Below are 24,404 nucleotides of genomic sequence, written 5' to 3'. Positions count from 1 at the left end.
CGGGACCCCCCGAATTCTGTCCGCGGAGTGGCGCTCGGCACCTTTCATGGCGTTAACTTGCGCGCACGCCCGGATACTTGACCGCGGTGCGCGGACCAGGCGGAACACTGGCACAAGCTTGTGCGAGGGGGAGTGCTTTGTTGCGAAGCGTGGGGCAGACGCGGGTGACCAGCAATGGCGAGGACCCGAGGGTGACGGAGCTGCGCACGGCGGTCTCACGGCTCCGCCGTGAACTGGCCGGGCACCCCGCGGAATTCCCGGACCGGGGCATCGCCGAGGACGAACTGGCCGCGCTCGACGCGATGGCGCTCAGCGGCGTGCCGGAGATCCCGCGCCTGCGCCGTTCGCTGCTGCTGATCGCGGGTGCGATCGGCTCGGTCAGCGCCCTGGCCGCCGCGCTCAGGGACGTACGGGTCGCCGTCGACCTCTTCGGGGAACCGCCGCGCGGCTGACCGGGGAGAAGACCGTCGGCAGGTGGCGGATCAGCGGCGGATCAGCCGGCGTGCCGTCGCCGCCGCGACCGCCGAGGTGCGGGAGTCCACGCCCAGCTTGGCGTAGATGTGCACCAGATGGGACTTCACCGTCGCCTGGCTGAGGAACAGTTTCTTGCTGATCTGCTGGTTCGACAGCCCCTCGCCGACCAGCTGGAGGACCTCCAGCTCGCGCTTGGTCAACGCCTGGGCGGGGGTCCGCATCCGGTCCATCAGCCGGTGGGCGACGGAGGGCGCGAGCGCCGACCGGCCGGCCGCCGCCGTGCGCACCGCCGCCGCCAGCTCCTCCGGCGGGGCGTCCTTCAGCAGATAACCGGCCGCCCCCGCCTCCACCGCGGCCAGGATGTCGGCGTCCGAGTCGTACGTGGTGAGGATCAGGACGCGGGGGGCGTCCGGCTCCGCCGTGATGGCCGCGGTGGCCTGCGAACCGTGCATCCCCGCGCCGAACTGCAGGTCCATGAGGACGACGTCGATCCCGCCGTCCGCCGCGAGCGCGACGGCCCGCTCGGCGGTGGCCGCCTCGGCCACCACCCGGAACCCGGGCTCGGAGTCCAGGACGGCGCGCAGCCCCGCCCGGACCACCGGATGGTCGTCGGCGAGCAGCAGCCTGATGGGATCGGGCGTGGGCGAGGTCATGCGGCGTCCTGTCCTGGCCGGCCGTCGGGCAGCGGAAGAGGAAGGGTGAGGGCGACGGCGGTGCCCTGACCGGGCGCCGACTCGACGCTGAGCGTGCCACCCAGCGAACGGGCCCGCGAACGCATCGCGGGCAGTCCGAAACCACCGGTGCCGGAGTCCGTGGCGGCCGGTGCGTCCCCGGGGGTGAAGCCGCGGCCGTCGTCGACGACGTCCAGCGACACCGAGGTGTCCATGAAGCTGAGGGTGATCTCCGCCCGCCGGGCCGCGGCGTGCCGCACCGTGTTGGCGAGCGCCGACTGCGCGGTGCGCAGCAACGCCACCTCGTACGGGGTCGGCAGCTCCACCGGGGTGCCGCTCACCGCGAACTGCACCGTGAGGCCGGGGGCCGTCGTCCGCGACGAGAGGCGTTCCAGGGCCGCCGCCAGCGAGCCGTTCTCCAGGTCGGGAGGGGAGAGGGCGCGCACGAAACGGCGGGCCTCGGCGAGATTGTCCTGGGCGGCCTCGCGGGCCCGGCGGACGTGCGCGGAGGCGGGGGCGTCGTCGGGCAGGGTTCGCTCGGCGGCGCGCAGCAGCAGCTGGATGCTGGACAGGCCCTGCGCCAGGGTGTCGTGGATCTCGCGCGCCAGCCGTTCGCGCTCGGCGAGGGTGCCCGCGGTGTGTTCCGCCTCGGCCAGCTCCGCCCGGGTGGACACCAGTTCCTCGATGAGCTGCCGGCGCCGTTCGCTCTCCCGGAACAGCGCCTCGTACCCCAGCACCGTGGCGACCGCGACCGCCGCGCCGAGCAGCGGACCGATGAAGGCGCCCGGTGTGACGGCCTGGCCGTGCAGCGTGAAACCGGCGACGGCGGCGAGCGCGGTGACCGCGACGACCGGCAGGGACCAACGCGTCGGCAGCAGGTGCAGTTGGAGGAAGTACAGCGGGAAGGCCACCCACAGCGCGTCGGGCGACAGGCCGAGCAGCACCAGCCACCCGGCGCCCAGCACCGCCAGCCACAGGGCGGCCGCACGGGTGCGCGGCTGCACGGCGGGGGCGAGCGCGCCCGCCCCGTACACCGCGGCCGTCAGGACGCAGACCACGACGGCTGCGACGGCGTGCGGCGCGCGGTCGCCGACGGCCCGCAGTGCCGCGAGGGCGAGCAGTCCGACCAGCAGCGCGTGCATGCACAGCCGCAGCGCGGTGGCGACCGGGGGGTGGGTGCGGAAATCCATGATTCGTCCAGCGTAAACAAGGAGCGCCCGGCGCCGGTCAATCGAAAGTTTGATGTCGGGCCCCACTGTCGGGCGATGTCGCCGGGGGGCCCGGAGGCCGAGGCTGGGAACATGTTCGTCGCATGGAGAGACCTTCGGTTCGCCAAGGGCCGGTTCGCGCTCATGGGCACGGTCGTGGTGCTGATCACGCTGCTCGTGGGTCTGTTGTCGGGGCTCACGGCCGGCCTCGCCCGGGAGAACACCTCGGCCGTCACGGGGCTGGACGCCGATCACCTGGCGTTCGCCGCCCCGCCCGACGGCCGGTCGGTGTCCTTCACCGACTCCGTCGTCGCGGAGGACGCCTGGCGGAGCTGGGCGGACCGGCCCGGCGTGCGCGACGCGCAGCCGCTCGGCATCCGCACCCTGAACGCCGCCGCCGACGAGGGGCGGCGCACGGCTGCGGTGTCGGCGTTCGGCGTGGAACCGGACGGCGGCCTCGCACCCGACGGCGCGCGGGTCGGCACGGGCGAGGTGGCGCTGTCCGAGTCGGCCGCCGCCGATCTGGACGCCGCGCCCGGCGACCGGCTGCGGATCGGCGGCACCGAGGTCACCGTCGCGTCGGTCGCGGGGGACGCCTCGTACAGCCACACCCCCGTCGTGTGGACCTCGCTCGACGACTGGCAGCGCTTCGGGGAGGACGGCGCGGGCGGGGCGCGGCACGCCACGGTGATCGCGCTGACCACCGACGACGGAGCCGACCTCGCCGCGGGCGACCGGGCCGCCGGCACCAGCACCCTCGCCCTGGCGGACTCGCTCACCGCGATCGGCTCCTACCAGGCGGAGAACGGCTCGCTCCAGCTCATGCGCGGTTTCCTCTTCGCCATCTCCGCCCTGGTCATCGGCGCCTTTTTCACCGTCTGGACCATCCAGCGCAGCGGCGACGTCGCCGTGCTCAAGGCGCTCGGCGCCTCCACCCCGTACCTGCTGCGCGACGCGCTCGGGCAGGCCGTCGTGATGCTCGTCATCGGCACGGGCACGGGCGCCGCGCTCGCCTCCGGCATCGGCGCGCTGATCAGCGGCGGGGCGGTGCCGTTCGTCCTCGACGTGACGACCGTGCTGGTCCCGTCCGCCGTCATGATCGTCCTCGGCGCGCTCGGGGCGGCCCTGTCCATCCGGCGGATCACCGCCGTCGACCCGCTCACCGCACTCGGGAGTGCCCGATGACCCTCACCCTCGCCGACGTCACCCTCACCTACCCCGACGGCGACGACCGGCTCACCGCCCTGGACCGGGTCTCGCTGGAGGTGCCCGCGGGCACGCTCACCGCGGTCGTCGGACCGTCCGGCTCCGGCAAGTCCAGCCTGCTCGCCGTGGCCGCGACCCTGGTCACGCCGGACTCCGGCCGGGTCGTCGTCGACGGGGCGGACACCGGGAGCCTGGACCGGGCGGAGAAGGCGGCGCTGCGCCGAGAGCGCATCGGCATCGTCTTCCAGCAGCCCAATCTGCTGCCCTCCCTCACCGCGGTCGAGCAGCTCCAGGTCATGACCCATCTGTCGGGCAAGGCGGCCCGCGGGGCCCGGGGCCGGGCGCTGGAACTGCTGGACGCGGTCGGCCTCGCGGACCGGGCCGGCCGCAGGCCGCACCAGCTGTCGGGCGGTCAGCGCCAGCGGATCAACATCGCGCGGGCCCTGATGAACGACCCTGCGGTGCTGCTCGTCGACGAGCCGACCAGCGCGCTCGACCACGAACGGGGCGCGGCGGTGCTGGACCTGCTGATCACCCTGACCCGGGAGCGGTCGACGGCGACGGTGATGGTCACGCACGACCGGGCCCATCTGCACCGGACGGACCGCACGGTCACGATGGACGACGGCCGTCTCACGGTGCCCGAACGGGTCTGAGACGGGGTGCGGAGAGGGAGGGGGCGGCCCCGCGGGGCCGCCCCCTCCCCTCGTGCGCCGGTCGGTTCCCCCGTGCGTCAGCCGGCGGAGCCGCTGCTCGCCAGCGCGTCGGAGAGTTCCTTCGCGGCCTGCTGGAGGATCGGCACGATCCGCTCCGTCGCCGCCTCCGTCACCCGGCCCGCCGGACCGGAGATCGAGATCGCGGCCGAGGTGGGGGAGTCGGGGACGGAGACCGCCAGGCAGCGGACCCCGATCTCCTGCTCGTTGTCGTCCACCGCGTAGCCGACCCTGCGGACCTGCTCCAGCGCTTCGAGGAAGCCGTCCGGGGTGGTGATCGTCTTCTCGGTGGCGGCGGGCATCCCGGTACGGGCGAGCAGGGCCCGCACCTCGTCCGGCGGGGTGTTCGCCAGCAGCGCCTTGCCCACCCCGGTGGAGTGGGGCAGGACGCGACGGCCGACCTCGGTGAACATGCGCATCGAGTGCTTGGACGGCACCTGCGCCACGTAGACGATCTCGTCGCCGTCGAGCAGCGCCATGTTCGCGGTCTCGCCGGTCTCCTCGACCAGCCGCGCGAGGTACGGGCGGGCCCAGGTGCCGAGCAGCCGGGACGCGGACTCGCCGAGCCGGATCAGGCGCGGGCCGAGCGCGTAGCGCCGGTTGGGCTGCTGGCGCACGTATCCGCAGAGCACCAGCGTCCGCATCAGGCGGTGGATGGTCGGCAGCGGGAGGCCGCTGCTCGCGGAGAGCTCGCTCAGACCGACCTCGCCCCCGGCGTCGGCCATCCGCTCCAGCAGATCGAAGGCACGCTCAAGGGACTGCACACCACCGCCGGAAGCGGCAGGCTTGGAGTCGGATGTGCTGGCGTGGGACGGCGGCACGTCAACGGTCCTTTCGAGGCGGAAGGGCGGGGCGCCCCGCCCGGCGAGGCACCCAGCAGCCTACCGGGCGGTTCCCGATCGGCCCACCGCCCCGGGCGGGGCGTCCTGGCCGGTCAGAGCCCGTTTGTCCCGGTGTCGGCGCTCGGCGGAGCAGTCCTTCGGGGTCGCACTGGTCCCATGTTACGTTCCGCTCCTCGAAATTACCCTTCTACTTTGTGGAAATCTCCAAGCCGGGACGCGGGCGGTCCGCCGGCGGACCGGGTGAGGTGGACGGGGTCTTGACGGGTCCCGGTCCCGAGTGAAGACTCCTTCAACAGTTCGTTGAATCTGCCGGTGGCGGAGGCCTCGGCGGAGAGTCGAAGTGAGGAGCACGGGTGTCCGGTGCTGACGTGAATCTGGTGCTGCGCTCGACGCGGGTCGTCACCCCGGACGGGACGCGGCCCGCGACGGTCGCCGTCGCCGACGGGCGGATCGACGCCGTCCTGCCGTACGACGCCGAGGTGCCGGCCGGCGCCCGGCTGGAGGACTTCGGCGAGGACGTCCTGCTGCCCGGCCTCGTCGACACGCACGTCCATGTGAACGACCCAGGCCGCACCGAGTGGGAGGGCTTCCACACCGCCACCCGCGCGGCGGCGGCGGGCGGCATCACCACCCTGCTCGACATGCCGCTCAACTCCCTCCCGCCGACCACCACCGTCGAGCACCTGCGCACCAAGCAGCGGGTGGCCGCCGCCAAGGCGCACATCGACACCGGCTTCTGGGGCGGCGCGGTCCCGTCCAACATCAAGGACCTGCGCCCGCTGCACGAGGCCGGGGTGTTCGGCTTCAAGTGCTTCCTCTCGCCCTCCGGCGTCGACGAGTTCCCGGAGCTCGACCAGGAGCAGCTGGCCCGCTCCATGGCCGAGATCGCCGGTTTCGGCGGACTGCTGATCGTGCACGCCGAGGACCCGCGCCACCTGGCCTCCGCCCCGCAGCGCAGCGGCCCCGCGTACGCCGACTTCCTCGCCTCCCGGCCGCGCGACGCCGAGAACACCGCGATCGAGGGCCTGATCGCGCACGCCAGGCGGCTGAACGCCCGCGTCCACGTCCTGCACCTCTCCTCCGGCGACGCGCTGCCGATGATCGCCGCCGCCAGGCGCGAGGGCGTACGGATCACGGTGGAGTCCTGCCCGCACTTCCTCACCCTCACCGCCGAGGAGGTCCCCGACGGCGCGACGGAGTTCAAGTGCTGCCCGCCGATCCGGGAGGCCGCCAACCAGGACGTGCTGTGGGCGGGACTCGCCGACGGGACGATCGACTGCATCGTCTCCGACCACTCGCCGTGCACCACCGACCTGAAGACGCCGGACTTCGCCTCCGCCTGGGGCGGCATCTCCTCCCTCCAGCTGGGACTGCCAGCCATCTGGACCGAGGCCCGCAGGCGCGGCCACTCGCTCGACGACGTCGCCCGCTGGATGTCGGCCGCCCCCGCCGAACTCGCCGGGCTGACCCGCAAGGGCGCCATCGAGGCGGGCCGCGACGCCGACTTCGCGGTGCTCGCCCCCGACGACACGTTCACCGTCGACCCCGCCGAACTCCTCCACCGCAACCGGGTCACCGCGTACGCGGGCCGGACCCTGTACGGCGTGGTGCGGTCCACCTGGCTGCGCGGGGTACGGATCGCGGCCGACGGCACCGTCGCCGGACCCACCGGCCACCTCCTCGAAAGGAACCACTGACCATGACGGCGACAGCCCGCTTCACCGGTGACGCGAACCCGTACGGCGGCGGCGACCCGTACGCCGACTACCGCACCGACGACTTCCCCTTCACTGACCTCGTCGACCTCGCCGACCGGCGGCTCGGCGCCGGGGTGATCGCGGCCAACGACGAGTTCTTCGCCGAGCGGGAGAACCTGCTGAAGCCGGAGCCCGCCGAGTTCGACCCGGAGCGCTTCGGCCACAAGGGCAAGGTCATGGACGGCTGGGAGACCCGCCGCCGCCGGGGCACGGGCGCGGACGCGCCGCACCCGGCCGACGAGGACCACGACTGGGCGCTGGTACGGCTCGGCGCGCCCGGGGTCGTGCGCGGCATCGTCGTCGACACCGCCCACTTCCGCGGCAACTACCCGCAGGCCGTCTCCGTCGAGGCGACCTGCGTACCCGGCTCCCCGTCGCCGGAGGAACTCCTCGCGCCCGACGTGAAGTGGACGACGCTCGTGCCCCGCACGGCCGTCGGCGGACACGCGGCCAACGGCTTCGCCGTCGATGCCGAGCGGTGCTTCACCCACCTGCGGGTCAACCAGCACCCCGACGGCGGGATAGCCCGCCTGCGAGTGTACGGCGAGGTCGTCCCCGACCCGGCGTGGCTGGCCGCCCTCGGCACCTTCGACCTGGTCGCCCTGGAGAACGGCGGCACGGTGGAGGACGCCTCCGACCGCTTCTACTCCCCGGCGACCAACACCATCCAGCCGGGCCGGTCCCGCAAGATGGACGACGGCTGGGAGACCCGCCGCCGACGCGACCGGGGCAACGACTGGATCCGCTACCGGCTCGTCGAGCAGGCACTGATCGGCGCGGTCGAGATCGACACCGCGTATCTGAAGGGCAACTCGGCCGGATGGGCGAGCCTCTCCGTCCGGGACGGCGGGAGCGGCGACTGGACCGAGGTGCTGCCCCGGACCCGGCTGCAGCCCGACACCGACCACCGCTTCGTGCTGCCGGAGGCGGTCCGGGCCACGCACGTCCGCATCGACATCTTCCCGGACGGCGGGATCTCCCGGCTGCGGCTGTTCGGCACCCCGACCGAGGAGGGCGCCGCCCGGCTGGCCGCCCGCCACCGCGAACTGGGCGGCTGAGGGTCCGTCGGGCGGCCCCGGTCCGGGCCACCCGACGGACTCCGGTCGCGGGAGCCGCGCGCGGGGCCGGCCGATTCCGGCCGGGCCGCCCGGCCACGGGGTCAGGCGGCCCGGTCACGGGGCCCGGTCCGGTCGCGCGGTCGGGTCAGGCCGCGTGGCCCCCGTCCACCACCACCTCCGTACCGGTGATGTAGCCGGCCTCGTCACCGGCCAGGTAGGCGATCAGGGACGCCACCTCGTCCGCCGTGCCGAACCGGCCCAGGGCGGTCGCGGCGCGCTGGCCCTCGGCAAACGGGCCGTCGGCCGGGTTGAGATCCGTGTCGACCGGGCCCGGCTGGACCAGGTTGACGGTGATGCCGCGCGGGCCGAACTCGCGGGCCAGCGGCTTGGTGAGCCCGGCCAGCGCCGACTTGCTCATCGTGTAGAGGGTGGAGCCGGGGCCGCCCGCGTACCGGCTCAGGGCCGTGCCGACGCAGATGATCCGGCCGCCCGGCTCCATCAGCTCCGCCGCCGCACGGCAGGCCAGGAACACCGCCCGTACGTTGACGGCCAGCACCCGGTCCACGTCGGCGGTGCTCAGGGTGCCGATCGGTCCGAGGACGCCGATGCCCGCGTTGTTGACCAGGACGTCGAGCCGGCCGAGCGCGTCCGCGGCCCCGGCCACCGCCGCCGGGACCGCTTCGGGGTCGGCGGCGTCCACGCGCAGGGCCGTGCCGCGCCGGCCGTACGACCGGATCCTCTCCACGACCGCCCGCGCGCCGGCCTCGTCCTCCACATAGGTCAGTGCCACGTCGGCGCCGTCCCGGGCGAGCCGCAGGGCGGTCGCGGCGCCGATGCCGCGGCTGCCGCCGGTGACGAGTGCGGTCCGGGGCGCGCCGGTGCCGGCGATGGTGCTGGTCATGGTGGTTCCTCGCAGATCGGGGCGGAGTCCAGCCGGATGTGCCGACCGCTCTGCCGCGGGCTTCGCCACGGCTCCTGCCGCGGCTTCGACATGGACAAGGAAAGTCCTTCCGCCCCGCGGTCACCGGCGGGAATCGGACGCCTGGATGGGGCCCCGTGCGACAGCCCGGCGGGGAACGCGTGACAGCCGGTGCGGGAGCGCGCGACGGGCCGGTACGGGAGGTGAGGAGGGCCCGTCCGTGCGGCCGGACCGATGAGTTGCGGCCGGTGCCGGAGTCGGAAGAGTGGGGGACGGACGACCGAAGCACCGGGAGAAGAACCATGGCGAAGCTGACTCTCACCACATTCCTGTCGCTCGACGGCGTCATGCAGGCGCCGGGCGGCCCCGACGAGGACACCGACGGCGGGTTCGAGTACGGCGGCTGGACGGTGCCGTTCGCGGACGAGGACATGATCGACTTCATGAACGGGGTGATGGGGCGCTCCGCGGCCTTCCTGCTGGGCCGCCGCACCTACGACATCTTCGCCGGGTACTGGCCCAAGGTGACCGACCCCGACGACCCGATCGCGGGCCCGCTCAACACACGTCCCAAGTACGTCGTCTCGACCACCCTGAGCGACCCCGGATGGCAGAACACGACCGTCGTGTCCACGGACGTCGCCGAGGAGGTCGCCCGCATCAAGGAACGCACCGGGGGCGGCGAGCTCCAGGTCCACGGCAGCGGCGGACTGGCCCGGTTCCTGATGGCGCACGGGCTGATCGACGAGTACAACGTCCTCACCTACCCGGTCGTACTGGGCCGGGGCCGCCGGCTCTTCCCCGAGGGCGGCCGGCCGACCGCCTTCGAACGGATCGGGGCGCGGGAGACCCCGAGCGGCATCTCGATCCGCACCTACCGGCCCACCGGCCCGGTCCGGTTCGGTTCCTTCGACCTCGACGAGTGAGGCCCGGCGCACCCTCGCGCCCCTCCCGGGCCGGAACCGGTGTGCCGGACGAGGGGCGAGACGGGTGTTCCGGAGCGGGGAACCGCCGGGTAGCGTGATCGTTCCGCGTGCGAGCCACCGAGGTCTCCACCGCGTTTTCTGCCGTGGAGAACCAGGAGAACCGCCAGGTGTCCTCGATCGCCGTGCCCGCCGTCGCCCCCTCGCGCCGTGCCTGGGTCACCGACCTGCCCGTACTGCTCGTCGCGGTCGTCTGGGGAGCCAGCTACCTCGCGGCCAAGGGCATCACCACCACGCAGACCGTCCTCGCCGTCCTCGTGCTGCGCTTCGCCGTCGTGCTGCCCGTACTGGTGGTGGCCGGCCGGCGCAGGCTGCGGGCGCTCGGCGCCGCGCAGTGGCGCGGTGCCGGTCTGCTGGGGCTCGTCCTCGGTGCGATCTTCCTGGTGGAGACGTACGGCGTCGTGCACACCTCGGCGACCAACGCCGGGCTCATCATCAGCCTCACCATGATCTTCACCCCGCTCGCCGAGGCCGCCGTGACCCGGGTCGGGCCGCCCCGGGCCTTCCTCGCCGCCGCCGGGCTCTCGGTGACCGGTGTGATGCTGCTGACCCAGGGCGGCGGATTCACCGCCCCGTCGACGGGCGACCTGCTGATGCTGGTGGCCGCGCTCGCCCGTACCGTCCACGTCCTGCTGATGGCCCGCATCAAGTCGGTGCAGGAGGCGGACTCGCTGTCGCTCACCACGGTCCAGCTCGGCAGCGCGGTCGCCGTCTTCGCCCTGCTCGCGGCCGTGCCCGGCACCGGGGAGGCGCCGTGGACGGTGGCCGCCGGGTTCGGCGTCCGGGAGTGGGGCGGGCTGCTCTTCCTCTCCGTCCTCTGCACGCTCTTCGCCTTCTTCGTGCAGATGTGGTCGGTACGCCGCACCTCGCCGTCCAGGGTCGGCCTGCTGCTCGGCACGGAGCCGCTGTGGGCCGCCGCCGCGGGCATCGCGATCGGTGGCGAGCGCCTCGGCGTCCTCGGTGCGGCGGGCGCGGCACTGGTCCTGGCCGGTACGGCCTGGGGCCGCCGGGCGGTGACCCCGGCCGCCTCCCGAACGGCCCCGGCCCCTCCGGCTACCCCTGCTGCTCCTTGACCCGGTCGGCCGCCACCAACAACGCGACCCCCGCCACGATCATCACGATGTTGACGAAGACCGCGTACGGGCCGATGAAGTCCAGCCGCCGCATCACCGCCAAGAACCGGAACCGGTCAAACCATTCGTTCAGGAGTCCGGCGATCCCCAGGGCACAGAGGAGGAAGCCGACCGTCTCGCAGAGTTTCTTCATGTGGGAGAGCCTCGCGGCTCCGGCCCGGCCCCCGCGTCGGCCGACGGGTTGCGCGGTGCCGCCGAAAGTCTCGGGTTCCACGACTTTGGTCGCCGCCGGTCCCGTACACCCGGAACACCCGCCCGACCTGGGTAGTTTTGCCGTATGACACGTACGGAGTACCGCTGGCTGCTGCCCTCGGCGATGGCCGACCCCGAGCTGCCGGGAGACCGGGGCGGCCGTTCGCGACGCACCGTGCGGGACTGGGCCGTCGACCTGACCGCCTTCCTCGGCGCGGCCCTGATCGGCATGCTCACGGCGGCGACGGTCGACGCCGACCGCACCACCCCCGACATCGTCGTCCTCGTCGACTGCGTGGTCGGGGCGGCCGCCTGCTGCGCCCTGTGGGTGCGGCGGAGGTGGCCGGTCGGCGTCGCGGTGGCCCTGGTCCTGGTCTCCGCCGTCGAACCGGTCGCCGCGGGAGCCGCGCTCGTCGCCCTGTTCAGCGTGGCGGTGCACCGCCCGTTCCGCCCGGTGGCGGCCATCGGGGCACTTGCCGTGATCACCGGCCCGGTGCAGCCGTACCTGCGCCCGGAGCCGGACGCCTCGTTCGTCGAGTCCGTGATCATCGGTACCCTGCTGTTCCTGCTGGTGCTCAGCCTGGGCATGGTCGTACGGTCCAGACGCCAGGTCGTCCTCAGCCTGCGCGAACGGGCCCACCGGGCCGAGGCGGAGGCGGAGCTCCGCGCCGAACAGGCGCAACGGCTGGCCCGCGAGGCCATCGCCCGGGAGATGCACGACGTCCTGGCCCACCGGCTGACCCTCCTCAGCGTCCACGCCGGCGCCCTCGAATTCCGCCCGGACGCCCCGACGGCCGAGGTGGCGCGGGCCGCCGGGGTCATCCGGGACAGCGCGCACGAGGCGCTCCAGGACCTCCGCGAGATCATCGGGGTGCTGCGCAGCCCCGGCGAGAGCGACGGCGACCGGCCGCAGCCCACCCTCGCCACCCTGGACTCGTTGGTCGCCGAGTCCCGGCTGGCCGGCATGAAGGTCACCCTCGACAACCGGGTCGCCGATCCCGCCGCGGCCCCCGCCGCCACCGGCCGCACCGTCTACCGCATCGCCCAGGAGGCCCTGACCAACGCCCGCAAGCACGCGCCCGGCGCCGAGGTCACCGTCACGGTCACCGGCGGTCCGGGGGAAGGGCTCACCATCGAGGTGCGCAACCCGGCACCCACCGAGCCCTTCGCCCAGGTGCCCGGCTCCGGACAAGGACTCATCGGCCTCACGGAACGCGCCACGCTGGCCGGGGGCCACCTCGACCACGGCCCCGAACCGGACGGCGGCTTCCGCCTCCGGGCCGCACTGCCGTGGCCCGCGTGAGCACGGGGCGAGGCGCTCCCGCCGTCGTCAGCGGGGGGTGGGTCGCTCCCGCCGTCGCCCCCGTGCGCGCGGGGCGGATCGCTCCCCCCGTCGCCCCGGTGGGTACCGGACCGATCGCTCCCCCCGTCTCCTCCGTACCGGTGGCGCCGGGTGCAACGGCCGCCCCCGGTACGGCCGGTGTCCGGGCCTGGCTACGGTGGTCGTCATGATCACCCCACCTCCGGAGAACCACCCGGCCCCGCCCGTCCGGCTCGCCGTTGTCGACGACGACCCGCTCGTGCGGGCCGGGCTCGCCCTCATGCTCGGCGGCGCGGACGACATCCACATCGTGGGGGAGGCGGCCGACGGCGCGGACGTCGCGGACCTCGTCGAACGGGTCCGCCCCGACGTGGTGCTGATGGACATCCGGATGCCGGTCGTGGACGGGCTGACCGCGACCGAGGCCCTGCGCGCCCGCCCCGACGCGCCGGAGGTCATCGTCCTGACGACGTTCCACGCCGACGAACAGGTGCTGCGCGCGATCCGGGCGGGGGCCGCCGGATTCGTCCTGAAGGACACCCCTCCGGCGCAGATCGTCGAGTCGGTGCGGCGGGTCGCGGCCGGTGATCCGGTGCTGTCGCCCGCGGTGACGCGCCAGTTGATGACCCGTGCCGCCGGGACCGGGCCCCGGGGCGGCCGGGACGACCGCATGGACCGCACCGACCGGGCGCGCCGGCGGATCGCCTCCCTCGGCGAGCGGGAACGCGAGGTCGCGATCGCCGTCGCCCGCGGCCGTTCCAACGCCGAGATCGCCGCGGCGCTCTACCTCAGCGTGGCGACGGTGAAGACACAGGTGTCCCGGATCCTGACCAGGTTCGACTTCAACAACCGTGTCCAGATCGCGCTGTTGGTGCACGACTCGGGGCTGCTCGACGACGATGCCGCGGAAGCCGGCGACGTAGGCTGAACCGGTCGATCCGAAGCGATCGGGGACGATCGGGCCGAACGATCGAACCGATCAGACCGGGAGGGACGGTCCCATGTCCGAAGTCAGTGGCCCCGCCGACACCGATGCCCATGCCGACACCGAGGCCGAGGTAGACGTCGATCTGCGCGGGGCGAAGGACTTCACGGCTAACCCGTATCCGTACTACGAGAAAATGCGCGCCGCAGGTCCCGTGCACACCATCCGTACCGACGAGTTCGAGCGGACCTGGCTCGTGGTGGGGTACGACGAGGCCCGCGCGGTCCTGGCCGACCAGCGGTTCGCCAAGGACTGGCGGGGCCTGCCGGGCGCGCCCGCCGAGAGCGACCCGATCTTCCTCAACATGCTGGAGCTGGACGCTCCCCACCACACCCGGCTGCGCAAGCTCGTCGCCCGGGAGTTCACCGCCCGCAGGGTCGAGGCGCTGCGCCCGCGGGTCCAGCAGATCACCGACGAACTCCTCGACGCGATGGTGCCCGCGGGGCGCGCCGACCTCGTCGACGCACTGGCCTTCCCGCTGCCGATGACCGTCATCTGCGAGCTGATCGGCGTCCCCGACCTGGACCGCAACACCTTCCGCCGGCTGTCGAACGGCGTCGTCACCCCCACCTCGCCGGAGCAGGAGCAGGAAGCGGTGCGCGCCATGAACGCGTACCTCGGCGAACTCATCGGGGAGAAGCGGAGCTCGCCCGGCGAGGACCTGATGAGCGCGCTGGTCAGGGCGCGCGACGAGGAGGGGGACGGGCTGTCGCCCGACGAACTCGTGGGCATGGCCTTCCTGTTGCTCGTCGCCGGGCACGAGACCACGGTCAACCTGATCTCCAACGGGGTACGGGCGCTGCTCGACCACCCCGACCAACTCGCCGCCCTGCGCGCCGATCCGGGCCTGCTCGACGGCGCGGTCGAGGAGATGCTGCGTTACGACGGGCCGGTGGAGACCGCGACCTTCCGCTACCCCCGCGAGGAGGTCGAGATCGGGGAGCGGGTCGTCCCGGCGGGCGAGCCGGTGCTGGTGTCGCTGGCCGGTGCCGACCGCGACCACGCCCGCTACCCGGCACCGGACGCCTTCGACATCCGCCGTGACGCCCAGGGACACCTGGCCTTCGGGCACGGGGTGCACTTCTGCGTGGGCGCGCCGCTGGCCAGGATGGAGGGACGGATCGCGATCCGTACGCTGCTGGAGCGGTGCCCGGGCCTCGAACCGGACCCGGAGGCGGGGGAGTTCGACTGGCTTCCCGGCCTGCTGATCCGCGGTCGGCGGGGACTTCCGGTCCGCTGGTGAGGCGGGGACCCGACGGGCGGGGGGACCGGGTGGGCGGGAAATCCGGTGAACGGGAAACCCGGCGGGCGGGAAATCCGGTGAACGGGAAACCCGGCGGGCGGGAAATCCGGTGAGGGACGGACTCCGGTGAGGTAGGAACTCTGTCATGACCGGACTCGATCTGCCCATGGCCCAGAAGGTTCTCGACAGCCAGCCGTTCAGCGGCCTCGTCGGGGCACGGATCACCGCCTTCGGGGGCGGTGCGGCCACCCTCGAAGTGGACATACGACAGGAACTCCAGCAACAGAACGGCTTTCTGCACGGCGGGGTGCTGGCCTACGCCGCCGACAACTCGATCACCTTCGCCGCCGGTACGACCCTCGGCCCGGCCGTGCTGACCGGCGGCTTCTCCATCCAGTACGTCCGGCCCGCCACCGGTCGCACGCTCGTGGCCAGGGCCGAGGTCGTGCACACCGGCCGCCGCCAGGCGGTGGTCCGCTGCGAACTGTTCGCCGCGGAGGAGGACGGGACGGAGACGCTCTGCGCGGTCGCGCAGGGAACCGTGCTGTCGGCCGGTGCCCCGTCCTCCTGACCACGCCCCGGCCCACCGGCCGGCCGGACACCGACGGGCCCGCGCCGCCCCCCGTACGAGGGGCGGCGCGGGCCCGTCGATCACCCGTCCTCCGTCACCCGTCCTCCGTCACCCGGCAGCCCCGTCGGCGGCCTTCGCGACCTCCGCGACCGTCACGGGGCGCCGCTCCCGGCGGGACACCTCGCACGCCTCCGCCACCAGCAGCGCGTACCACGCCTCCCGGCCGTCGCACGGATTGGGCAGCTCGCCCCGCACCACCCTTACGAACGCGTCCAGTTCGGCCTCGTACGCGGGGGCGAACCGCTCCAGGAAACCGGGCCAGGGACGGGCGGGGGCGGCGGGGCCCAGCGGCTCGGCGGAGGTGACCGGCGTACGGTCGTCCAGGCCGACCGTGATCTGGTCCAGCTCGCCCGCCAGCTCCATCCGCACGTCGTAACCGGCGCCGTTGCAACGGGTGGCCGTCGCCGTGGCCAGGGTGCCGTCGTCGAGGGTCAGCAGCGCCGCCGCCGTGTCGACGTCACCCGCCGCCCGGAACATCGCGGGCCCGGCGTCCGACCCGGTGGCGTACACCTCGGTCACCTCACGGCCCGTCACCCATCGCAGCATGTCGAAGTCATGGACCAGGCAGTCCCGGAACAGCCCCCCGGAGAGCGGCAGGTACGCGGCGGGCGGCGGTGCCGGGTCCATCGTCGTCGCCCGCACGGTGTGCAGCCTGCCGAGCGTCCCGGCCCGCACGGCGGCGCGGGCCGCCCCGTAGCCGGCGTCGAACCTGCGCATGAAGCCCAGCTGGAGCACGCTGCCCGCCTCGTCGACCTCGCGCAGCGCGCCCAGCGTCCCCGGCAGGTCCAGCGCGATCGGCTTCTCGCAGAACGCCGGGAGCCCCGCGCGCGCGGCCCGGCCGATCAGCTCCGCGTGGGCCGCGGTGGCCGAGGCGATCACCACGGCGTCCACCCCGGCGCCGAACACCTCGGCCGCGCTCCCGACCGCCGACGCGCCGACGTGCCGCGCGACCCCGGCCGCCCGGTCCCCGTCGGTGTCCGTCACCACCAGGGCGTCCACCTCGGGATGGCGGGCCAGCACACCCGCGTGGAAGGAACCGATCCGGCCGGTGCCGATGAGTCCGATACGCATGGACCCAACGTGCCGCCCACCGGCTGCGCTGTCAACCATATGTCCTTACAAGGTGCGACTTGTTCGGTTGTCATGGCATCCCGGCATCACAACACCCTTACCGCCGGGCGCCGTTGACGTTCCGTACGACCGCCGCTAGAAAACGTCCAGCCGCATTCCGGCGGCCGTGGAGAGAAGGCGGACCCCACCATGCGCACCTCCCGCAGGGCAGCGGCCCTGATCACCGTCACGGCCCTCGGCATCGTCCTCGCCGTCTCCGGATGCAGCGGCTCCGGCGGCAAGGACGCCGAGGAGAGGCCCGCGGCGGGAAGCGGCGGCGGGAAGGCGGCCGGCACCCCCCGGATGAAGATCGCGATGGTCACGCACTCGGGGGAGGGCGACACCTTCTGGGACATCGTGCAGAACGGTGCGAAGCAGGCGGCGGCCAAGGACAACGTCGAGTTCCTCTACTCGGCGGACAAGGAGGGCGGGAAACAGGCCCAGCTCGTCCAGGCCGCCATCGACCAGAAGGTCGACGGCATCGTCGTCACCCTCGCCAAACCGGAAGCGCTCAAAACGGTCGTCACCAAGGCGGTGAAGGCCGGCATACCCGTGGTGACCATCAACGCGGGCGCACGGTTCTCCGCGGAGTTCGGCGCGCTCGGGCACATCGGCCAGGACGAGGCCGTCGCCGGCGAGGCGGTCGGCGAGGAGCTCGCCGACCGCGGGCGCAAGCGGGTCCTCTGCGTCATCCACGAGCAGGGCAACGTATCGCTGGAGGAGCGCTGCGCCGGGGTGCGGAAGACCTTCGGGGGCCACGTCGAGAACCTGAACGTCGAAGGCACCAACATGCCGGCCGCCACCTCCTCGATCGAGGCGAAGCTCCAGGCCGACAAGGGCATCGACGCCGTCGTCACCCTCGGTGCCCCCTTCGCCGCCGCCTCCGTCAAGGCCAAGGACGGCTCCGGCAGCGGGGCCGAGATCGACACCTTCGACCTGAACGCCGAGGTCGTCGGACGGCTGAAGGCCGGGGAGGTCGGCTTCGCCGTCGACCAGCAGCCCTACCTCCAGGGCTACCTCGCCGTCGACGGACTGTGGCTGAACCGGACCAACGGCAACGTCGTCGGCGGCGGGAAACCGGTGCTCACCGGCCCGGCGATCGTCACCGCCGACGACGTGCCGCAGCTGGAGAAGTACACCGCGCGCGGTACCCGGTGAACCCTCCGCGCCCCGCCGCGCGCACCCGGCCCCGACACACGCGCCCCGCCCCTGCCGGGCCGCGCCGCGGACGGCTCGGGGATACTTGGCCAGCCGGTCGGGGCGCGAACCGCCCCCGGCCGCTCCAGGCGGTACAGCGAGCAGCACAAGAAGGGCACGGCGTCGTGGCAAGGGTTCGGACAGGGGTACGTGCGATGGGCGCCGTGCTTGCGGCGGTGCTCGGGGCCTCCCTCGTGGGATGCAGCAGCACCGGCGGCAAGCGGGCGGAGGAGCGCGCGGCCCGGGCCGCCGCCGAGGGCCGGGCCGCGGTGGACACACCCCGCTGGACCTTCGCCATGGTCACCCACTCGGGCGACGGCGACACCTTCTGGGACATCGTCCAGCGCGGCGCCGAGCAGGCGGCCGCCAAGGACAACATCAAGTTCCTGTACTCGCACAACGACGAGGCGCAGCAGCAGGCCCAGCTCGTGCAGGCCGCCATCGACCAGAAGGTCGACGGGCTGATCGTCACCCTCGCCAAGCCCGACGCGATGAAGGACGTCGTCACCAAGGCGGTGAAGGCCGGAATCCCGGTGATCACGGTGAACTCGGGCTCCGCGGAGTCCAAGCGGTTCGGCGCGCTCACCCACATCGGCCAGGACGAGTCCATCGCGGGCGAGGCCGTCGGCGAGGAGCTCAACGCGCGCGGCCGCAAGAAGGCCCTGTGCATCCTGCACGAGCAGGGCAACGTCGGCCACGAGCAGCGCTGCGCCGGAGCGAAGAAGTCCTTCGACGGACAGCTGCAGAACCTGTACGTGGAGGGCACCAACATGCCCGACGTCCAGGCGTCCATCGAGGCCAAGCTCCAGGCCGACAAGAACATCGACGCGGTCGTCACCCTCGGCGCGCCCTTCGCGGACGCCGCCGTCAAGGCGAAGAGGACCGCGGGCAGCGGGGCCGAGATCGACACCTTCGACCTGAACGCCAAGGTCGCCACGGCCCTCCAGGACAAGACCCTCGGCTTCGCCGTCGACCAGCAGCCCTACCTCCAGGGCTACGAGGCGGTCGACCTGCTCTGGCTCAACCGCTACAACGGCAACGTGCTCGGCGGTGGCCGCCCGGTCCTCACCGGACCGCAGATCATCACCGCGAAGGACGCCGCCGAACTGGCCCAGTACACGAAGCGGGGGACCCGATGAGCACGATCGCCGGACCGTCCGCCCCGGCGGGGAAGGACGAGCGGCTGCTGCACACCTCACCGCTGCGCAGGCTCCTCGGCCGCCCCGAGCTCGGCTCGGTGGTCGGCGCCGCGGCCGTCTTCGTCTTCTTCTCGATCGTCGCCGACAGCTTCCTGCGCGCCTCCAGCCTCGGCACGGTGCTCTACGCGGCCTCGACGATCGGGATCATGGCCGCGCCGGTGGCACTGCTGATGATCGGCGGCGAGTTCGACCTCTCCGCCGGGGTGATGGTCACCAGCTCCGCGCTGATCTCGTCGATGTTCAGCTACCAGATGACGGCCAACGTCTGGGTCGGCGTCTTCGTGTCGCTGCTGGTCACCCTGGCCTTCGGCGCGTTCAACGGCTTCATGCTGACCCGTACGAAACTGCCGAGCTTCATCATCACGCTCGGCACGTTCCTGATGCTGACCGGCCTCAACCTGGGGTTCACCAAGCTGATCAGCGGCACCGTCTCGACGAAGGCCATCGGCGACATGGAGGGCTTCGACTCGGCCCGCAAGATGTTCGCCTCGCAGTGGACCATCGGCGGCGTCGAGCTCAAGGTCACCATCCTGTGGTGGGCCGTCCTCGTCGCGGTCGCCACCTGGATCCTGCTCCGTACCCGCTTCGGCAACTGGATCTTCGCGGTCGGCGGCGGGGCCGACGCGGCCCGCGCGGTCGGCGTCCCGGTGATCCGCACCAGGATCGGGCTCTACCTCGGCGTCGCCTTCGCCGCCTGGGTCTCCGGCCAGCACCTGCTGTTCTCGTACGACGTCGTCCAGTCCGGCGAGGGCGTCGGCAACGAACTGATCTACATCATCGCGGCCGTCATCGGCGGCTGTCTGATCACCGGCGGCTACGGCTCCGCGATCGGCTCCGCGGTCGGTGCCTTCATCTTCGGCATGACCAGCAAGGGCATCGTGTACGCGGAGTGGAACCCGGACTGGTTCAAGTTCTTCCTCGGAGCCATGCTGCTCCTGGCCACCCTGCTCAACGCATGGGTACGCAAGCGCGCGGAGGCGACGAAATGACGGCCCCCCAGGCACCGGCCGCCCCGGAGACGCCCCGCCGGGCGCTCGTCGAGCTGGACCGCGTCAGCAAGTACTACGGCAACATCAGGGCGCTCGACGACGTCTCGCTGGAGGTCCACGCGGGGGAGATCTCCTGTGTGCTCGGCGACAACGGCGCCGGAAAGTCCACCCTGATCAAGATCATCGCGGGGCTGCACCGGCACGACGCCGGCACCTTCCTCGTCGACGGCGAGGAGACCACCCTCGTCAATCCGCGCGACGCCCTGGACCGGGGCATCGCCACGGTCTACCAGGACCTGGCCGTCGTCCCCCTCATGCCGGTCTGGCGGAACTTCTTCCTCGGCTCGGAGCCGACCACGGGCTCGGGCCCCTTCAAACGCCTCGACGTGCGTCTGATGCGCGAGACGACCCGCTCCGAACTGCTGCGCATGGGCATCGACCTGCGCGACGTCGACCAGCCGATCGGCACCCTGTCCGGCGGCGAGCGCCAGTGCGTCGCCATCGCGCGGGCCGTCCACTTCGGTGCCAAGGTGCTCGTGCTGGACGAGCCCACCGCCGCGCTCGGCGTCAAGCAGTCCGGGGTCGTGCTCAAGTACGTCGCGGCCGCCCGCGACGCGGGTCTCGGCGTGGTCCTCATCACGCACAACCCTCACCACGCGTATCTGGTCGGTGACCGGTTCGTCCTGCTCAAGCGGGGCGCCATGGCCGGCAGCCACACCAAGGGGAGCGTCACGCTGGACGAGCTGACCCGCCAGATGGCGGGCGGCAGCGAGCTGGAGGAGCTCAGCCACGAGCTGGAACGGGCCACCGGCCCGGACCGGCCCCCCGCCGGCCCGGACACCGACGACCCCGCGTAGCCCCGGCGGGTACCGGCCCCGTACGCCCCGGTCCGCCCGCCCCGGCCCCCCGGCAGTGGCAGAATCGAGCCCGACGGGCGCAGTCCGCCGCCGGGGGCACCACTCCCGGCTCCCCGACCCCGCAGGGACGATGAGCACGTACCGCGACCTCACACACCGCGGCTCCGCCCGCGCCACCGTCCTGCGGACCGTGGGCACCAGGGAGCGGCGCTCCCACCTCACGGCGCCCCGGGTCCCCACCGTCGGCATCGACATCGGCGGCACGAAGGTGATGGCCGGCGTCGTCGACGCCGACGGCAACATCCTGGAGCAACTGCGCACCGAGACGCCGGACAAGTCCAAGAGCCCCAAGGTCGTCGAGGACACCATCGTCGAACTGGTCCTGGACCTCTCCGACCGGCACGACGTGCACGCCGTCGGCATCGGGGCGGCCGGCTGGGTCGACGCGGACCGCTCCCGGGTGCTGTTCGCCCCGCACCTCGCCTGGCGCGACGAACCGCTGCGCGACGCCCTCGCCTCCCGGCTCGTCGTCCCCGTCATGGTCGACAACGACGCCAACACCGCCGCCTGGGCGGAATGGCGCTTCGGCGCGGGCCGCGGCGAGGACCACCTCGTCATGATCACGCTCGGCACCGGCATCGGCGGCGCGATCCTGGAGGACGGCCGGGTCAAGCGCGGCAAGTACGGGGTCGCCGGTGAGTTCGGCCACATGCAGGTGGTGCCCGGCGGACACCGCTGCCCCTGCGGGAACCGCGGCTGCTGGGAGCAGTACAGCTCCGGCAACGCCCTGGTCCGCGAGGCCAAGGAGCTGGCCGCGGCCGACTCCCCGGTGGCGCACGGCATCATCGAGCGGGTCAAGGGCAACATCCCCGACATCACCGGCCCCCTCATCACCGAACTGGCCCGCGAGGGCGACGCGATGTGCGTCGAACTCCTCCAGGACATCGGTCAGTGGCTCGGCGTGGGCATCGCCAACCTGGCCGCCGCGCTCGACCCCTCCTGCTTCGTCATCGGCGGTGGCGTCAGCGCCGCCGACGACCTGCTCATCGGCCCCGCCAGGGACGCCTTCAAGCGCCACCTCACCGGCCGCGGCTACCGCCCCGAGGCCCGGATCACGAAGGCCCAGCTCGGCCCGGAGGCGGGTATGGTCGGCGCCGCGGACCTGGCCCGGCTGGTGGCCCGCAGGTTCCGCCGCACCAACCGCCGCCGTGTCGAACGGCACGAGCGGTACGCCCAGATCTACGACCAGGCCGCGAGCACCATCCGCAACACGCGAAACACCCGCACCTCCTAGGGACCAGCAGACACATGACCGCAGCCGAGCACCCCGTCCTGCCGCGCCAGTCCTCGCCGCCCGACGACGAACGGCCGCCGCAGGACCGGCGCCGGATGATCCGCCGCCGTCTGATCACGGCGACCATCATCGTGCTGCTCATCGGCATCCCGGCCGGCTACCTGCTGATCTCCGCCGGCCAGAGCCGCCGCGCCGGCCAGAACAAGGAGGCCGAGGCGGCTGCCCAGGGGCTCCGGGAGGGCTGGCCGTCCCGGATGCAGCGCCGGATCTTCGAGCTCCCGATGCCCGGCAACTCCCTGGACGTGCAGTACTACGAGACCAACAACTGGAAGGCCAGCCGGTTGTACGTGGAGTTCCGCACCACGTCCGCCGGGCTGGACCGGTTCCTCAGCCGGCTCGGCAGCGGGCGGGGCGACCTGAAGGCCGGCGAGGTGACCATCGGCGCCCGCGACCGGAAGGTCTCGGGCTGGTCCTTCGACCCCGGGACCGACTGGGCGGGCACCACGCACACCAACAAGGACCCCCGGCCCACCCAGGACATCATGGTGAACATGACCGACCCGATGAACCCGGTCGTCTACGTGGTGTCCGCGGCGACCCCCTGACGGAAGAGGGCGACGCCCGGACGGAAAGGGGCGACGCCCCGACGGGACACCGCAGCCCCGCCCCGCCCCGGCCCGACAGCCCTCAACGGGTGCCCGGGGCGGGACCGAGGGCCGGGGAGACGAGGTCGAAGGCCTCGTCCAGGAGAGCCGCCGGGTCCAGGGCCGTGTCGCTCTCGCTCCAGCGCCGCAGGACCACGTGGAAGGCGGCCAGGGCCGTCCCGGCGGCCAGGCGCGGGTAGAGGTCGCTCCCGACGTCGCGGCCGACCCGGCGGGCGAGCTCCTCGGCGAGTTCGTCGCGCCACCGGTCCTGCCGCTCCAGGAACCGGGCGAGCAGCGCGGGGGTGCGCAGGATCAGCCGCACCACGCGCAGGGCCCGCTCCGAGTGGGCGGCGCACGTGGTCACCGGGACCCGCACGGCGTGCCGCAGCGCCTCGGCCGGCGGCTCCTCGGCGGGCCGGTCCGCCAGCGCGGCCCGCATGTCCGCCCCCATGTCGGCCAGGAACTGGACGACGACGTCCTCCTTGGACGCGAAGTAGCGGAAGAACGTCCGCTTGGAGACGCCCGCGGCCGCCACGATCTCGTCGACGGTGACGGCGTCGAAGCCCTTGAGGGCCAGCAGCTGCAGGGCCGCCTCGGTCAGTTCGTCCGAGACGAGCCGACGTTTGCGCTCGGCCAGGCTCAGATCGGATCGCGTACTCACCCCCGCATGGTACATGCCGTGCCGAATTTGGCACTCAATACCTCTCTTGACACCAAGTGTCATCACGGTCAGTCTGTGCCGCATGAAACAAGAACGCTGGAACGCCGGGCTGATCCCCGACCAGACCGGCCGGGTGTTCGTCGTCACCGGTGCCGGGAGCGGACTGGGTCTCGCGACCGCTCATGCACTCGCCCGGCGGGGAGCACGGGTGGTCCTCGCGGTGCGGGACACGGAGAAGGGCCGACGGGCCGCCGCCACGATCACCGCCGGCACCCCCGGCGCCCGGTTGGAGGTGCGCCGCGTCGACCTGGCCGACCTCGGGTCGGTGCGCGCCTTCGCCGACGCGCTGCGCGCGGACCACTCACACGTCGATGTGCTGGTCAACAACGCCGGAATCATGGCACCGCCCCGCACCCTGAGCCCGCAGGGCCACGAGCTGCAGTTCGCCACCAACCATCTGGGCCACTTCGCGCTCACCGGCCTGCTGCTCGACCTGCTGGCCGGGGGCGTCGACCCCCGGGTGGTCACCGTGAGTTCGCCCAACCACCGGCAGGGCCGGATCGCCTTCGACGACGTGGACGGGGAGCGCGCGTACTCCCCGATGGGCCACTACAACCAGTCCAAGCTGGCCAACGCCGTCTTCGGACATCAGCTGCACCTGCGCCTGACCGGGGCCGGCAGCCCGGTACGGAGCGTGCTCGCCCACCCGGGGTACACCGCCACCGGGCTCCAGAAGGACACGCCGGTCGGGACGGTGCGACTGCTGTACGGCCTTCTGCTGTCCCCGCTGGCCCAGAAGCCGGCCGACGGCGCGCTCTCCCAGCTGTACGCGGCGATCGAACCCGGCGTGCGCGGCGGCGAGTTCATCGGACCCGGCGGCGCGGGCGAACTGCGCGGGGCGCCGACGCGGGTGACCCTCGCGCCCCGCGCGAAGGACGCCGCCACCGGGCGCCGGCTGTGGGAGCTGTCGGAGCGGCTGACCGGAGTGCGCTTCCCGGACCTGACGGCCGGGTGAGCACCGCACGGGCACGACCGCGGTACGCCGCAGGGGACCTCGTCCGGCCCCGGTCGTCGAACGCCGAACCGCCCAGGGCCGATCGGCCCTAGTGGCCACGGG

Annotated in this window: 25 protein-coding genes; 18 read left to right on the top strand and 7 right to left on the bottom strand. The window is 73.0% G+C overall.

The window, feature by feature from the left end:
- The first annotated feature begins 149 nt into the window (after nucleotides 1-149).
- Entirely contained in the window at nucleotides 150-452 is a 303-nt protein-coding gene (locus tag ABZZ04_RS20095; RefSeq protein ID WP_356933546.1) for a DUF5955 family protein, read from the top strand.
- Nucleotides 453-482: 30 nt separating this feature from the next.
- Here ABZZ04_RS20095 and ABZZ04_RS20090 read toward each other — a convergent pair whose 3' ends face one another.
- Together ABZZ04_RS20090 and ABZZ04_RS20085 are read right to left on the bottom strand one after the other, a co-directional pair.
- Nucleotides 483-1,127 carry a response regulator transcription factor gene (locus ABZZ04_RS20090; protein WP_148840166.1) on the bottom strand — a complete coding sequence of 215 codons (645 nt, stop codon included), beginning with the start codon at nucleotides 1,125-1,127 and terminating at the stop codon, nucleotides 483-485.
- Nucleotides 1,124-2,335 carry a sensor histidine kinase gene (locus ABZZ04_RS20085; RefSeq protein ID WP_148840167.1) on the bottom strand — a complete coding sequence of 404 codons (1,212 nt, stop codon included), beginning with the start codon at nucleotides 2,333-2,335 and terminating at the stop codon, nucleotides 1,124-1,126. Before ABZZ04_RS20085 ends, ABZZ04_RS20090 begins: the two co-directional genes overlap by 4 nt.
- A gap of 111 nt (nucleotides 2,336-2,446) precedes the next feature.
- Here ABZZ04_RS20085 and ABZZ04_RS20080 point away from each other — a divergent pair, with 111 nt between their 5' ends.
- Entirely contained in the window at nucleotides 2,447-3,538 is a 1,092-nt protein-coding gene (locus ABZZ04_RS20080; protein ID WP_356933545.1) for an ABC transporter permease, read from the top strand.
- Entirely contained in the window at nucleotides 3,535-4,215 is a 681-nt protein-coding gene (locus tag ABZZ04_RS20075) for an ABC transporter ATP-binding protein (RefSeq protein ID WP_356933544.1), read from the top strand. Before ABZZ04_RS20080 ends, ABZZ04_RS20075 begins: the two co-directional genes overlap by 4 nt.
- A gap of 77 nt (nucleotides 4,216-4,292) precedes the next feature.
- On the opposite strand, the gene ABZZ04_RS20070 is transcribed toward ABZZ04_RS20075, so the two are convergent.
- Nucleotides 4,293-5,093 carry an IclR family transcriptional regulator gene (locus tag ABZZ04_RS20070; protein ID WP_148840170.1) on the bottom strand — a complete coding sequence of 267 codons (801 nt, stop codon included), beginning with the start codon at nucleotides 5,091-5,093 and terminating at the stop codon, nucleotides 4,293-4,295.
- Between the two features lie 374 nt (nucleotides 5,094-5,467).
- Here ABZZ04_RS20070 and allB point away from each other — a divergent pair, with 374 nt between their 5' ends.
- Nucleotides 5,468-6,811, top strand: a complete 1,344-nt coding sequence (gene allB / locus ABZZ04_RS20065) for an allantoinase AllB (protein ID WP_356933543.1) — start codon at nucleotides 5,468-5,470, stop codon at nucleotides 6,809-6,811.
- Between the two features lie 2 nt (nucleotides 6,812-6,813).
- Nucleotides 6,814-7,929, top strand: coding sequence for an allantoicase (gene alc, locus ABZZ04_RS20060; RefSeq protein WP_356933542.1), 1,116 nt, complete (start codon nucleotides 6,814-6,816; stop codon nucleotides 7,927-7,929).
- A 145-nt stretch (nucleotides 7,930-8,074) separates the two neighbouring features.
- Here alc and ABZZ04_RS20055 read toward each other — a convergent pair whose 3' ends face one another.
- Nucleotides 8,075-8,830: an SDR family oxidoreductase gene (locus tag ABZZ04_RS20055; RefSeq protein WP_356933541.1), complete on the bottom strand. Its 756-nt coding sequence runs from the start codon at nucleotides 8,828-8,830 to the stop codon at nucleotides 8,075-8,077.
- 320 nt (nucleotides 8,831-9,150) lie between these two features.
- On the opposite strand from ABZZ04_RS20055, the gene ABZZ04_RS20050 reads away from it, so the two are divergent.
- Both ABZZ04_RS20050 and ABZZ04_RS20045 read left to right on the top strand, forming a co-directional pair.
- Entirely contained in the window at nucleotides 9,151-9,774 is a 624-nt protein-coding gene (locus ABZZ04_RS20050) for a dihydrofolate reductase family protein (RefSeq protein ID WP_356933540.1), read from the top strand.
- Between the two features lie 167 nt (nucleotides 9,775-9,941).
- Nucleotides 9,942-10,904 carry a DMT family transporter gene (locus tag ABZZ04_RS20045; protein ID WP_356933579.1) on the top strand — a complete coding sequence of 321 codons (963 nt, stop codon included), beginning with the start codon at nucleotides 9,942-9,944 and terminating at the stop codon, nucleotides 10,902-10,904.
- Here the strand turns inward: ABZZ04_RS20045 and ABZZ04_RS20040 are convergent.
- Entirely contained in the window at nucleotides 10,885-11,097 is a 213-nt protein-coding gene (locus tag ABZZ04_RS20040) for a hypothetical protein (protein ID WP_356933539.1), read from the bottom strand. The genes ABZZ04_RS20045 and ABZZ04_RS20040 overlap by 20 nt on opposite strands.
- A gap of 144 nt (nucleotides 11,098-11,241) precedes the next feature.
- Between ABZZ04_RS20040 and ABZZ04_RS20035 the strand changes: the two genes are divergently transcribed.
- The 4 genes from ABZZ04_RS20035 to ABZZ04_RS20020 all read left to right on the top strand — a co-directional run bounded on the left by ABZZ04_RS20035 (nucleotide 11,242) and on the right by ABZZ04_RS20020 (nucleotide 15,276).
- Nucleotides 11,242-12,459 carry a histidine kinase gene (locus ABZZ04_RS20035; protein ID WP_356933538.1) on the top strand — a complete coding sequence of 406 codons (1,218 nt, stop codon included), beginning with the start codon at nucleotides 11,242-11,244 and terminating at the stop codon, nucleotides 12,457-12,459.
- Nucleotides 12,460-12,664: 205 nt separating this feature from the next.
- Nucleotides 12,665-13,405: a response regulator transcription factor gene (locus ABZZ04_RS20030; protein ID WP_356933537.1), complete on the top strand. Its 741-nt coding sequence runs from the start codon at nucleotides 12,665-12,667 to the stop codon at nucleotides 13,403-13,405.
- Nucleotides 13,406-13,598: 193 nt separating this feature from the next.
- Entirely contained in the window at nucleotides 13,599-14,705 is a 1,107-nt protein-coding gene (locus ABZZ04_RS20025) for a cytochrome P450 (protein WP_356933578.1), read from the top strand.
- Between the two features lie 145 nt (nucleotides 14,706-14,850).
- Nucleotides 14,851-15,276 (top strand): PaaI family thioesterase, encoded by a 426-nt coding sequence (locus tag ABZZ04_RS20020; protein WP_356933536.1) that lies wholly within the window; start codon nucleotides 14,851-14,853, stop codon nucleotides 15,274-15,276.
- 108 nt (nucleotides 15,277-15,384) lie between these two features.
- On the opposite strand, the gene ABZZ04_RS20015 is transcribed toward ABZZ04_RS20020, so the two are convergent.
- Nucleotides 15,385-16,407, bottom strand: coding sequence for a Gfo/Idh/MocA family oxidoreductase (locus ABZZ04_RS20015; protein WP_356933535.1), 1,023 nt, complete (start codon nucleotides 16,405-16,407; stop codon nucleotides 15,385-15,387).
- A 189-nt stretch (nucleotides 16,408-16,596) separates the two neighbouring features.
- Between ABZZ04_RS20015 and ABZZ04_RS20010 the strand changes: the two genes are divergently transcribed.
- The 6 genes from ABZZ04_RS20010 to ABZZ04_RS19985 all read left to right on the top strand — a co-directional run bounded on the left by ABZZ04_RS20010 (nucleotide 16,597) and on the right by ABZZ04_RS19985 (nucleotide 22,587).
- Nucleotides 16,597-17,604: a sugar ABC transporter substrate-binding protein gene (locus ABZZ04_RS20010; RefSeq protein WP_356933534.1), complete on the top strand. Its 1,008-nt coding sequence runs from the start codon at nucleotides 16,597-16,599 to the stop codon at nucleotides 17,602-17,604.
- A gap of 194 nt (nucleotides 17,605-17,798) precedes the next feature.
- Nucleotides 17,799-18,782 (top strand): sugar ABC transporter substrate-binding protein, encoded by a 984-nt coding sequence (locus ABZZ04_RS20005; protein ID WP_356933533.1) that lies wholly within the window; start codon nucleotides 17,799-17,801, stop codon nucleotides 18,780-18,782.
- Complete coding sequence (locus ABZZ04_RS20000) at nucleotides 18,779-19,831, top strand: ABC transporter permease (protein ID WP_356933532.1); 1,053 nt, start codon at nucleotides 18,779-18,781, stop codon at nucleotides 19,829-19,831. Before ABZZ04_RS20005 ends, ABZZ04_RS20000 begins: the two co-directional genes overlap by 4 nt.
- Nucleotides 19,828-20,688, top strand: a complete 861-nt coding sequence (locus tag ABZZ04_RS19995; protein WP_356933531.1) for an ATP-binding cassette domain-containing protein — start codon at nucleotides 19,828-19,830, stop codon at nucleotides 20,686-20,688. Before ABZZ04_RS20000 ends, ABZZ04_RS19995 begins: the two co-directional genes overlap by 4 nt.
- Nucleotides 20,689-20,818: 130 nt before the next feature.
- The gene (locus tag ABZZ04_RS19990; protein WP_356933530.1) at nucleotides 20,819-21,982 is read left to right on the top strand and encodes an ROK family glucokinase; all 1,164 of its coding nucleotides are present in this window, start codon (nucleotides 20,819-20,821) and stop codon (nucleotides 21,980-21,982) included.
- A 14-nt stretch (nucleotides 21,983-21,996) separates the two neighbouring features.
- A complete protein-coding gene (locus ABZZ04_RS19985) occupies nucleotides 21,997-22,587 on the top strand; it encodes a hypothetical protein (RefSeq protein WP_356933529.1) in 591 nt (196 codons plus the stop codon).
- Nucleotides 22,588-22,669: 82 nt separating this feature from the next.
- Here ABZZ04_RS19985 and ABZZ04_RS19980 read toward each other — a convergent pair whose 3' ends face one another.
- Entirely contained in the window at nucleotides 22,670-23,302 is a 633-nt protein-coding gene (locus ABZZ04_RS19980) for a TetR family transcriptional regulator (RefSeq protein ID WP_356933528.1), read from the bottom strand.
- A gap of 67 nt (nucleotides 23,303-23,369) precedes the next feature.
- Here ABZZ04_RS19980 and ABZZ04_RS19975 point away from each other — a divergent pair, with 67 nt between their 5' ends.
- Nucleotides 23,370-24,302, top strand: a complete 933-nt coding sequence (locus ABZZ04_RS19975; RefSeq protein ID WP_356933527.1) for an oxidoreductase — start codon at nucleotides 23,370-23,372, stop codon at nucleotides 24,300-24,302.
- Nucleotides 24,303-24,404 lie beyond the last annotated feature (102 nt).

Origin of the sequence: Streptomyces sp. NPDC006435 (assembly GCF_040612315.1) — a bacterium.
Classification (GTDB): domain Bacteria; phylum Actinomycetota; class Actinomycetes; order Streptomycetales; family Streptomycetaceae; genus Streptomyces.
This window is presented reverse-complemented; position numbering and strand designations above follow the sequence as displayed.

Bases quoted from the DNA above. Each gene is read 5' to 3' on its own strand.
- ABZZ04_RS20090 (WP_148840166.1), bottom strand. From the start codon at position 1,127: ATGACCTCGCCCACGCCCGATCCCATCAGGCTGCTGCTCGCCGACGAC.
- ABZZ04_RS20085 (WP_148840167.1), bottom strand. From the start codon at position 2,335: ATGGATTTCCGCACCCACCCCCCGGTCGCCACCGCGCTGCGGCTGTGC.
- ABZZ04_RS20080 (WP_356933545.1), top strand. From the start codon at position 2,447: ATGTTCGTCGCATGGAGAGACCTTCGGTTCGCCAAGGGCCGGTTCGCG.
- ABZZ04_RS20075 (WP_356933544.1), top strand. From the start codon at position 3,535: ATGACCCTCACCCTCGCCGACGTCACCCTCACCTACCCCGACGGCGAC.
- alc (WP_356933542.1), top strand. From the start codon at position 6,814: ATGACGGCGACAGCCCGCTTCACCGGTGACGCGAACCCGTACGGCGGC.
- ABZZ04_RS20055 (WP_356933541.1), bottom strand. From the start codon at position 8,830: ATGACCAGCACCATCGCCGGCACCGGCGCGCCCCGGACCGCACTCGTC.
- ABZZ04_RS20050 (WP_356933540.1), top strand. From the start codon at position 9,151: ATGGCGAAGCTGACTCTCACCACATTCCTGTCGCTCGACGGCGTCATG.
- ABZZ04_RS20040 (WP_356933539.1), bottom strand. From the start codon at position 11,097: ATGAAGAAACTCTGCGAGACGGTCGGCTTCCTCCTCTGTGCCCTGGGG.
- ABZZ04_RS20035 (WP_356933538.1), top strand. From the start codon at position 11,242: ATGACACGTACGGAGTACCGCTGGCTGCTGCCCTCGGCGATGGCCGAC.
- ABZZ04_RS20030 (WP_356933537.1), top strand. From the start codon at position 12,665: ATGATCACCCCACCTCCGGAGAACCACCCGGCCCCGCCCGTCCGGCTC.
- ABZZ04_RS20025 (WP_356933578.1), top strand. From the start codon at position 13,599: ATGCGCGCCGCAGGTCCCGTGCACACCATCCGTACCGACGAGTTCGAG.
- ABZZ04_RS20020 (WP_356933536.1), top strand. From the start codon at position 14,851: ATGACCGGACTCGATCTGCCCATGGCCCAGAAGGTTCTCGACAGCCAG.
- ABZZ04_RS20015 (WP_356933535.1), bottom strand. From the start codon at position 16,407: ATGCGTATCGGACTCATCGGCACCGGCCGGATCGGTTCCTTCCACGCG.
- ABZZ04_RS20010 (WP_356933534.1), top strand. From the start codon at position 16,597: ATGCGCACCTCCCGCAGGGCAGCGGCCCTGATCACCGTCACGGCCCTC.
- ABZZ04_RS20005 (WP_356933533.1), top strand. From the start codon at position 17,799: ATGGGCGCCGTGCTTGCGGCGGTGCTCGGGGCCTCCCTCGTGGGATGC.
- ABZZ04_RS20000 (WP_356933532.1), top strand. From the start codon at position 18,779: ATGAGCACGATCGCCGGACCGTCCGCCCCGGCGGGGAAGGACGAGCGG.
- ABZZ04_RS19995 (WP_356933531.1), top strand. From the start codon at position 19,828: ATGACGGCCCCCCAGGCACCGGCCGCCCCGGAGACGCCCCGCCGGGCG.
- ABZZ04_RS19990 (WP_356933530.1), top strand. From the start codon at position 20,819: ATGAGCACGTACCGCGACCTCACACACCGCGGCTCCGCCCGCGCCACC.
- ABZZ04_RS19985 (WP_356933529.1), top strand. From the start codon at position 21,997: ATGACCGCAGCCGAGCACCCCGTCCTGCCGCGCCAGTCCTCGCCGCCC.
- ABZZ04_RS19980 (WP_356933528.1), bottom strand. From the start codon at position 23,302: ATGTACCATGCGGGGGTGAGTACGCGATCCGATCTGAGCCTGGCCGAG.
- ABZZ04_RS19975 (WP_356933527.1), top strand. From the start codon at position 23,370: ATGAAACAAGAACGCTGGAACGCCGGGCTGATCCCCGACCAGACCGGC.